Below are 10,055 nucleotides of genomic sequence, written 5' to 3'. Positions count from 1 at the left end.
TTCAAAAATTATCGATACGACCTGAATTGGCAGTCCTTGGCGGACTTCAGAAACTTCGAATTTTTTTCAAGGGCGACGTCTTGCTTCGCGTTACCCGGAATACGATTTTGTACAACCTGACTTTATTTTCTGGGAAACCTTTCTGTCCGTCTTAGTCGCCCTCATGCTTTTCGAAATCGAAGAAGGCTCGTCAAGCTGTATCAAACGATTCTATTCGTTCCTTTCTTCATTTCCTGGGTCGTGGCTGGCTTCGCTTTTCGGGCGCTGTTCGACATGGAGTACGGAGTCATCAACAAAGCGCTGGCTGCGTTCGGCCAGACGCCGATCCTCTGGTACAACGAGCCGAAATATTGGCCTTTCATTCTTGTGGCTGTGCCGTGTGGAAGGGAATCGGCTACGGAGCCGTCATTTACTACGCCGCTCTCATGGGAATCGACGCCGAATATTACGAAGCTGCGAGAATAGACGGCGCCGGCAAGATCAGGCAAGCGATGTCCATCTCCGTGCCGATGATCATGCCGATTATCGTCATGCTGACCATTCTGCAAATCGGGAAAATTTTGTACGGCGATTTCGGCTTATTTTACAACGTGACCTTGAACTCCTCCCTCCTGTACCCTGCCACGGACGTTATCGACACCTTCGTATATCGCTCGCTCATCGATCTGGGCGACTTCGGAATGGCGTCCGCCGCCGGACTGTTCCAGTCGTTCGTCGGCTTCATCCTCGTGCTCGCAACCAATTTCATCGTCAAAAAAAACAATCCCGATCATTCTTTGTTCTAGCAAATAAAACGGAAGATTGGAGGCTCGCAGATGGATCGTCCCGCCGATTCCGGCCGCTGCGGAAGCGCCTGACATTCGGGAAAGTCGTCATACATCTAGCGTTGATTACGCTTTGCATCGCTTGCTTGTATCCGTTCGCGGTCATTCTGGGCACCTCTTTCAAGTCCGAAAAAGATATTATCGTCCACGGCTATTCGATTTTTCCCAAGAACTTCTCGGAAACGGCGTATCGGATGGTTTTGCACAATCCGAAGATCCTGCTCCATTCTTACGGCGTAACGGCGGTTACCACGATAGCCGGAGCGCTGATCGGGATGTGGGTGACGACGGCTTACGCATTCGTCATATCCCGCAAAGATTATCCTTACCGGTCGTTTCTCGCCTTCCTGATCTTCTTCACGATGCTATTTCACGGGGGATGGTTCCTTCTTATATTTTGATGGTGAAATGGCTTGGGCTGAAAAACAATCTGTTGGCGCTAATATTGCCCTATATCATTAGCGGCTGGTACGTCTTGCTTATGAAAGGATTTTTGAAAACGCTGCCAGACGCGCTGTTCGAATCGGCGAAAATCGACGGAGCCGGGGAATTCAAAATTTTTACGAAAATCGCGCTCCCTTTGTCGAAGCCGGCGCTCGCTACGCTTGGATTGTTCCTCGTCCTGCAATATTGGAACGATTGGTGGCTTACTTTGCTGTATATCGACAAAGAAAATTTGATGACGCTGCAATACATGCTCATTCGCGTGCTGAAAAACATGGAATTTCTCAACAGCGCGGAAGCGGTGCAATACGGACTCGTCAAAGAGGGGATGCAAGTGCGGCGCTTGGCGCGCGAATGGCTATGTGCATATTGGCTGCCGGTCCGATGCTCGTTATATTTCCGTTTTTTCAAAAATACTTCATTCGCGGGCTGACCGTCGGGTCGGTCAAAGGCTGAGCGATTCCGGCGGGGCGGTCACGAAATCGCCCAGCCGTTGATATAGATGGATACTAATGATCAGGGAGGCAAATCGGATGATTCGTGCGAAGGGCAAAGCTTCGAAATGGCTAGGAATCGCGGCTTCGGTGTTCCTCGTCTCGGCGATTTTTGCAGCGGGCTGCAGCAAGAACGGCAATGACGAAGCCGGTACCAAGGATTTCGTCGAATTAAGCTGGTACATGAGCAAGCCGATCGATAACGAGAAGGATCAGGCTGCGGTCGAAGAGGAAGCGAACAAAGTGTTCAAGGAGAAAATCAACGCCAAGCTCCACTTTAACCTGATCGACAACGCCGGCTGGGAAGACAAGATGAAGCTGATGTCGGGGCGGGCGAAGCGTACGATCTTGTTTTTACGTCCACGTACTCGAACCGTTTGTATTTGAACGTTCAAAGAGGGGCGTTCCTGCCTTTGGACGAACTGCTGGATAAGTACGGTCAAGATATTAAGAAAAAAGTCGATCCACGCGCGTGGAAGGCGGTCACCTACAACGGCAAAATTATGGCTATTCCGGCTCAGACTCCTTACACGCAGCCGATCGGCTTCGTTTTCAAAAAAGAGCTCGTCGATAAATACCAATTCGACTATAAAAATGTTAAAACATTGAAGGATTTGGAGCCGTTTCTGGAGAAGCTCAAGAAGAACGAGCCGGACATTACACCCATTATGGCTTTCGCTAGAGGGGGGATGGCAGGGGTTGCGCTCCTTGATTACGGATCGATCATCGACGGAGTAGTCTACGACGAGAAGAACGGGAAGCCGGTCTTGACTTTGGACGTACCCGACTACGTGGATCATTTGAGAACCGTGAACGATTTTTATCGGAAGGGGTACATCGCCAAGGATGCGGCCGTCAAGACCGACTTTCTGGCCGAGGCAAAGTCCGGGAAGTACGGCGTGCTGAAGGATTCGGGAGGATATACGGAGGACGGCTCGAAATCGACGGCGCTATTCGGCTATCCGACGGTCGAGTCGCTGTACGGCTATCCGATTATTTCGACCGACAGTATGATCCAGGCGGCTACGGCCATTAGCAAAACGTCCAAAAACCCGGATAGAGCGATGATGCTGCTCAATTTGATCTGGCAGGACAAAAAGCTGTCCAACACGCTGGCTTACGGTCTCGAAGGCCAAAATTATACGGTGAAGTCCGGTCAGGGAACCGATAACCCGACGATAGAAGCCAAGAGCGGCGCGGAGCAAACGTGGGCGATATGGCATAACTGGCTCGGGCCTCTGTGGGATCAATGGGATTCGAACTGGAATTCCACCAAGGCGCTTGAGGCGATGAAGAAAAACAACGATGCGGCCCAGACGTCCGCCTTGCTCGGCTTCAGCTTCAATTCCGAGCCGGTCAAAGCCGAGGTCGCTCAGGTCAGCGCCGTGTTCGCGGAGATCAAACCGATTCTGCTGACAGGCTCGATGCCCGATTTCGACAAGTATATTGCGGATGCCAAGCAGAAGCTGAACAATGCCGGCATGGATAAGATCATGATCGAGGTACAGAAGCAGATCGACGCTTGGAAAGAGGCTAACAAATAGATTGGAACCATTCAGGTTCATAAAGCGGCAGTCTCTCATAGAATAATATGCACGGGCTATCCTTTGCTGGCGGCCTGCTCGGAGCTTCTCCCCGGAAACGGCTTTGTCCGGTCAGGCTGCCAATCGCTAGTTGCGGCCATTGCGAGTTCTCTTCAATGATCTACCAAATCATTCGAGGGGCGTGATTGTATGGGAGGCAATTCGATAGAGCTTGGGTATTTGCTGGATGAAGATTTCTCCCTTCCTTTTCCCCGGAACCCGGCGAGCTGAAGCCTTCCGGATGGGACGTTCGGAGGGCGGCGGGAAGCTTGGCATACTCGTACAACAACTGGTTCAAAATCATCGATAAAAGCGCAGTGCTTCCCGTCATTCTCAACAAAAGGTTTGCCGAACAAGACAACGGCAAGCTGACGCTCGAATTCAGGTTCAAGATGAGCGCGGCGATGGCGGGCGTCAAATGGCAGCTTCGCGGCGACGAGCTTGAAGGAGTCAGCATCGTTGCCGACAATACCCATCTTTCGATAGAAACGGCGGGCGGACAAGCCTCGATTTTGCAGCCTTATTCGTCCGGTATTGAGTACGGGATCAAAGTCGTGGCGGACATCGGAGCGAATTCGGCGGACGTGTACGTTAACGGCGCGTTGAAAGCTTCGTCTGCGCCTTTCAAGCAACCTTTGGCAACCTTGAACAATTTTCAAGCGCAAACCGGAAGCGGGTCTATGGGAGAACTGTTCTTTGCTCCCGTAAAGCTTTACAAAGGGTATGTCGTCAACGAGAGGTTCCTTTCCGTTACGCCCGGAACGCTGCCGGGAGATTGGAGCGCCGCAGGCGGCGGAGGCGCGATCTCCGTCGAGGAGATGGTCAGCTCCACCCGCCCCGACGCGTTCAGCTTGAAGCTGGATGCCGCGAACGCCTCGAACGACATGAGCTTCTCCACGTCTTTCACGCCGCAGTCGGACGATTTGATTTTTGAATACAAAATGCTGATTCCCAAAAAAAGGACGGGCTGTCGGCGGAACTGAAAGGCGGGAATTCAAGCGCGGTCAAATTGTTCACGGCAGGCGGAAAGCTGTGTTATTTGAACGCGGCGGGACAACCTGGCGAAATCTACGACTACAAGCCCGGCGTATGGTATCACGTGAAAGTTGCGTTAAACCGCGCTGAATCCAAGGCGGACATCTTCTTGAACGGAAAGCTGCGGGCGGAAGGAGCCGAGCTTGCCTCTTATGCCGGAGCGATAGACGGAATAGCTTTCGTCGTCTCCTCCGTCAACAAGGGAACGCTGTGGCTGGACGATGTACTGTTGTACGAGAAGCGGCCGGAGCCGGCCGACTACGTCCCCGTTCCGGACAAGGTGACGACGGGAGATCTCCTGATCGGCGTGCAGAACTGTTCCTTGTGGCGGGAAGGGCATCACTTCGGCTGGGATACGATCAACCCCTATCCGGAGAGAACCCCGTATCTCGGCTTCTATGACGAAGGAAGCCCGGAGACGGCCGACTGGGAAATCAAATGGCTGGTCGAGCACGGAATCGGCTATCAGTTATATTGCTGGTTCAGGCCGACCGGAGGAGAAGGCTCTCCGATCAAAGATCCTTATCTCGGCTACGGCTTGCACGAAGGCTTCTTCAACGCCAAATACAGCGATCTGATGAAGTTCGCAATCATGTGGGAAAATGCCAATTCCAATGCGAAGGACAGCGCCGATTTTCGTTCGAATATCGTTCCGTATTGGATCGAGTACTACTTCAAGGACCCCCGCTATTTGGTTCTGGACAATAAACCGGTCTTGTCGATCTACTCGCTGCCCTCCTTGAAGAGAGACTTCGGAACCGTGCAAAACGTCAAAGACGAGCTCGATTATTTAAGGAACGCTGCGGTGGAAGCCGGATTCGACGGCGTTATTCTGCTGTGCACCTACGGCGGCTTGGACGTCCAAGCGATGACCGACCGGCAAGCGGCCGGGTTCGACGCCATCTACTCCTACAATTGGGGGTACTCGGGCGGTCATGCCGAATACCAGCAAGGCTTCCTGAGCCGCCAGAAAGCGGCGGGCATCATCGACATCGTACCGACTTTGGGGATGGGGCGAGACGATACGGCTTGGGGACTGAGCTCCGGCTATCAAACGACGGTTGAAGAATTTGAGGGCATCGCCGAATGGCTGAAGACGACGTTCATTCCCTCTCTTCCCGGCGGCAGCCTCGGCAAGAGAATGATGACGATCGACAACTGGAACGAATTCGGGGAAGGCCACTTCATTATGCCGGCCGGCTTGGCGGGATTCGGCTACGTGGACGCGATCCGCAACGTATTCGCCGGGGGAGGCGCGCATGAGGACGTACTGCCGACGGAAGCGCAAAAATCGCGGATAAACGTCTTGTACCCGCCGGACAGAACGCTTCCGAAGCTGATTCCGGCATCTCCGCCTACTGCGACGGACTATTTGAAAGCTTGGAGATTCGATAAAAACGGCGATCCCGAAGGCTGGAGCCTCGATAAACAGATCGACGGGCTTATCGTGGCCGGGGGCGCTTATTCGGGAACGAGCGTCGGAAGCGATCCGGGAATATTGTCCCCGGACGATCTCGGAATTCGGGCGGAAGAAGTGCCGTATATTCATATTCGGATGAACAGCAGCACCCCCGCTTCGGCTCGAATCTATTTCATTACCGAAGCCGATCAGGAATGGAGCGAGAATAAGGGAGAAAGCTTCTATGTCGCGCCGGGACAGCCCTATGGCGACTATTATGCGAGCATGTGGAAAAACCAGAGCTGGAAAGGGTACGTCAAAAGATTCCGAGTCGATCCGATGGAGAGCACGGGGGCGTTCAGCATCGATTTCGTCGGGATGGCGAGGTCTTGGCTGCCGGGAATGCACTTGCTGGTCAACGGGTCTCTTCTGCGTTCCGGCGATTCTCCGGTTATGCAAGACGGCGTCGTCATGCTTCCGGCCAAGGACGCTTTGAAGCAGGTGGGGGCGACCGTCGAATGGGACGCTTCTTCGCAGACGGTCATCGCCGTGAAGGATAACATGGTGCTGCGCTTGAAGGTGAGCGATCCGACCGCTTACTTGAACGGTCAGGCTATCGATCTTTCGCACGATCCGGTTCTTCTGCCTACAGGCACCGTGCTCATTCCGGGCGATTTCTTCAATCAGGCGTTCGGATACAGCGTAGCCGCCGACGAGACATCCCGGTTCGTCAATATGTATACGTCGTCCGTTCTGTGGGAATTCAACGGCAAGCAGGGATGGTCCGTGAGAGGGCAAGTGTCGAACGTTTCCGCCGATGCGGGGCATTACGACGGGGTGTCGGTCGGAACCGAGCCGACGATCGTCTCGCCGGAGGCCGGAATCTATATTCAGGCGTCGGCCGTAAAACGAGTTCGCGTCAGGCTGAAAAACGGTACGGCGGGCACGCGGGCGAAGCTTTATTATACGACGGTCGGCGATCAAATATGGAATTGGTCCAAAATGCTGAAAGGCTATGTGCTGTCTAACGATACGGGGTATAGAGAGTACGTGTTCGACACGACGCAAGCCGGCGAATGGGCGGGCGTCATCAAGCAGCTTCGTTTCGTAGCCGCGAATGCAGCCGGAGATTTCAGCATCGATTGGATCAAGCTGGACATGGCGACAGGTATTCCGGTGCAGGGGGCCAATCTGATTCTCAATCCCGGCATGGAGATCAGCTCGATACCGTATTCGGGCTGGCAGATTACGAGGGAGCTCAGCACGGCGGAAGCGCGAAGCGGCCATCAATCCCTGAAGGTGACGAAGCTGGACGTGTACGGAAGCATTCAGTTTCCCGTGAGCATCGCCAAGGGGAAGGATTATTATTATTCCGCGTGGGTGAAGCTTCCCGCCGGGGCGGCTCCCGGCAAAATCATGAGGCTCGGCTTGCTGTACAGCTTGAACGGCGTAGAAAAACAGACGATTCTCTTCTCCAGCGCTCCGATGAGCGATACGGAATGGACGCAGGTGCAAGGGGTTTACGCCATTAACGAGACAGGCACGGTCGCCAATACGACGATGTACCTTTATACGAGCGTGCCGCTTGAGACGGACACTTACTATTTGGACGACGTCGAAATCCGGCCGGTCGAATATACGGCGAGTCCGGCTTGGGTTTATGTATCGGGCATGAGCTTGAACAAAGCGTCCGCAACGATCGTCGCCGGGAAGCTGGAGACGCTTGCGGCAACCGTCCAGCCTGCCAACGCGATCAACAAAGAGGTGCTGTGGAGCTCGGATCGTCCAGAAGTGGCGACCGTTGACGCTTACGGGACCGTATACGGGGCGAGCGCGGGGACGGCGACGATAACCGCCAGAACGAGCGACGGCGGCAAACTCGCGTTATGCGCCGTTACGGTCGTTCCCGACGTTCCGGTAACGGGAGTGCAGCTTAACAAGACGGCGGCTGCGATTCCTCTGGGCTTGAGCGAAACGTTGACAGCGACCGTTCTTCCGGCGAACGCAACGAACAAAGCGGTTGTTTGGAGCTCCGACAACGCGAACGTAGCGGGCGTCGCCAGCGACGGGACTGTCGTCGCGAAGCTGGAAGGAACCGCCGTCATCCAAGCGAAAACCGTCGATGGCAGCAAGGCAGCCTCGGTCGCCGTTACGGTGCCGTCCAATGCCGTCATGGCGAGCAATCTCGTTAACGATCCGGGGATGGAAGGGACAACGATCCTATATTCCGGCTATAAGATTTTAACCCAACTGACCTCTTCGGAGTTCCACGGAGGCGGTCAATCCTTGAAGGTGACCGCGACGGAGAAATACGGAAGCATTCAATTCCCGGCGAATATCGAGCAGGGCAAGGAGTACTATTACTCGGCGTGGGCTAAGCTTGGGTCGGACGCGACTCCGGGCGTCGTCATGAGAGCTTGCCTGCAATACAAGCTGAACGGTGTCGTCAAGCAGCTTATTATGTTCACGAGCTCCGCATTAAGCGCTTCGGCGTGGAAACAAATCAAAGGAACGTATACGATCGTCGAATCGGGCGTAGTCACGAACGTCGTTATGTTCATGTACACGGATACTCCCGCAGCGACCGGTTCTTTTTACTTTGACGATGTGGAGATCAGAAAAATTGTATCGTACTCGGCAACGGGAATTCGTTTGAACAAAAGCTCGCTGGTGTTAAACCTGAACGCGGCGGACACGCTCGCGGCGACCGTATTGCCCGCGAATGCGACCAATAAGAACGTCTTGTGGAGCACTAGCGACCCGACCGTCGCAACCGTCTCCGGCAACGGAACGATTCAGACCGTCGGCAATGGGCAGGCGCTCATTAAGGCGACGACGGCGGACGGGTCGTTCCAGGCGTCGGCATCCTTGATCGCTGACAGTATGCCGCCGATAACGAATGCCGTGCTGTCGCCTTCGCAGCCGGACGGAACGGCTGGCGCTTACGTCGGTCCGGTTCTGGTTGCTTTGGCGGCAGCCGATACGAATTCGGGCGTGAAATATACCGAGTTCAGTCTCGATAACGGCAATTCGTGGCAGACGTATACCGCTCCCGTTGCTTTCGAGAAGGCGGGGGTGCATACGCTGCGGTATCGGTCTGCGGATTGGGCCGGAAATGTCGAGACGGCGGGCAGCATCGGTTTCAGTCTGTCCGCGACGAGGACGAGAGTCCGCTTGCTGGACAGCGCCGGCAATCCCGTTGGCGGCGGAATCGTCAAATATTACGACGGCGGCTGGCGCGATCTCGGCGTTACCGACAGCTCGGGAACGGCTTTCCTGTCGCTTCCGGAGAAGAGCTACACGTTCTCAATGTCTTACGAGGGAACGTACAAGGAAACGGTGCAGAATACCGGAACGAACGCCACCGTCGTTTTTCAGACGGTGAGCGTCAAAGTTCGTTTGCAGGACAGCGGTGGCAATCTGCTGGACATCGGAGCGGCGAAATATTACGCGGGCAGCTGGAGGACGTTCGGAAGCACAAGCGGCGGGGAAGCCGAGAAGGAGCTGCTGCCGGGCTCATACACGTTCGCTATGACTTACGAGGGAACGTATAAGGAGCTTGTACAAAATACAGGCGCGAACCCGATCGTCGTTTTCCAGACGGCGAATGTTAGAGTGAGGCTGCGGGACAGCATAGATAATCCGCTGGATGTCGGAGCCGTGAGCTATTACGCGGGAAGCTGGAGGACGTTCGGAAGCACGAGCGGCGGCGAAGCCGGGAAAGAGCTGCTGCCGGGCTCGTACACGTTCGCGATGACTTACGAGGGAACGTATAGGGAGCTTGTGCAAAATATCGGCGCCAACCTGATTGTCGTCTTTCAGACGACGAACGTTAGAGTGAGGCTGCGGGACAGCACGGGAAATCCGCTGGACGTCGGAGCGGCGAAATATTACGCGGGAAGCTGGAGGACGTTCGGAAGCACGAGCGGCGGGGAAGCCGGGAAGGAGCTGCTGCCGGGCTCGTACACGTTCGCGATGACTTACGAGGGAACGTATAGGGAGCTTGTGCAAAACATCGGCGCGAACCCGATCGTCGTTTTCCAGACCGTTAGTGTCAAGGTTTCGGTAAAGGACGGGGCAGGCCAAGCTGTGGAAGGCATTCTCGTCAAATATTACGCAGGAAGCTGGAGGATGGTCGGGCTGACGATTTCAGGCGAGGCCGTGAAAGAGCTGCTCCCCGGCACTTATACGTTCGGAGCGGCCTACGGAGGCGTGAACAAAACGATCGTTCGCGACATTGCGGCGACTCCGGCTTTCGATATTCCACTCTAAAGCT

General features: G+C 54.8%; 7 protein-coding genes. All 7 read left to right on the top strand.

The genetic code is table 11. The features are described from left to right. Nucleotides 1–377 precede the first annotated feature (377 nt). The 7 genes from D3H35_RS25870 to D3H35_RS25845 all read left to right on the top strand — a co-directional run bounded on the left by D3H35_RS25870 (nt 378) and on the right by D3H35_RS25845 (nt 10,051). Nucleotides 378–785: an ABC transporter permease subunit gene (locus tag D3H35_RS25870; protein WP_158594270.1), complete on the top strand. Its 408-nt coding sequence runs from the start codon at nt 378–380 to the stop codon at nt 783–785. 101 nt (nt 786–886) lie between these two features. Next, nucleotides 887–1,225 (top strand): ABC transporter permease family protein, encoded by a 339-nt coding sequence (locus D3H35_RS30960; protein WP_158594269.1) that lies wholly within the window; start codon nt 887–889, stop codon nt 1,223–1,225. Continuing rightward, nucleotides 1,204–1,701, top strand: coding sequence for a carbohydrate ABC transporter permease (locus D3H35_RS30955; RefSeq protein WP_158594268.1), 498 nt, complete (start codon nt 1,204–1,206; stop codon nt 1,699–1,701). Before D3H35_RS30960 ends, D3H35_RS30955 begins: the two co-directional genes overlap by 22 nt. 100 nt (nt 1,702–1,801) lie before the next feature. Beyond that, nucleotides 1,802–2,149, top strand: coding sequence for a hypothetical protein (locus D3H35_RS25860; RefSeq protein WP_119152040.1), 348 nt, complete (start codon nt 1,802–1,804; stop codon nt 2,147–2,149). Between the two features lie 26 nt (nt 2,150–2,175). After that, nucleotides 2,176–3,306, top strand: a complete 1,131-nt coding sequence (locus D3H35_RS25855) for an ABC transporter substrate-binding protein (protein WP_119152039.1) — start codon at nt 2,176–2,178, stop codon at nt 3,304–3,306. A 308-nt stretch (nt 3,307–3,614) separates the two neighbouring features. Then, the gene (locus D3H35_RS25850) at nt 3,615–4,328 is read left to right on the top strand and encodes a hypothetical protein (protein ID WP_119152038.1); all 714 of its coding nucleotides are present in this window, start codon (nt 3,615–3,617) and stop codon (nt 4,326–4,328) included. A gap of 26 nt (nt 4,329–4,354) precedes the next feature. After that, nucleotides 4,355–10,051: an Ig-like domain-containing protein gene (locus D3H35_RS25845; protein ID WP_119152037.1), complete on the top strand. Its 5,697-nt coding sequence runs from the start codon at nt 4,355–4,357 to the stop codon at nt 10,049–10,051. Nucleotides 10,052–10,055 lie beyond the last annotated feature (4 nt).

Source organism: Cohnella faecalis (assembly GCF_003570905.1).
GTDB lineage: Bacteria > Bacillota > Bacilli > Paenibacillales > Paenibacillaceae > Cohnella > Cohnella faecalis.
This window is presented reverse-complemented; position numbering and strand designations above follow the sequence as displayed.

Bases quoted from the DNA above. Each gene is read 5' to 3' on its own strand.
- D3H35_RS30955 (WP_158594268.1), top strand. From the start codon at position 1,204: ATGGTTCCTTCTTATATTTTGATGGTGAAATGGCTTGGGCTGAAAAAC.
- D3H35_RS25860 (WP_119152040.1), top strand. From the start codon at position 1,802: ATGATTCGTGCGAAGGGCAAAGCTTCGAAATGGCTAGGAATCGCGGCT.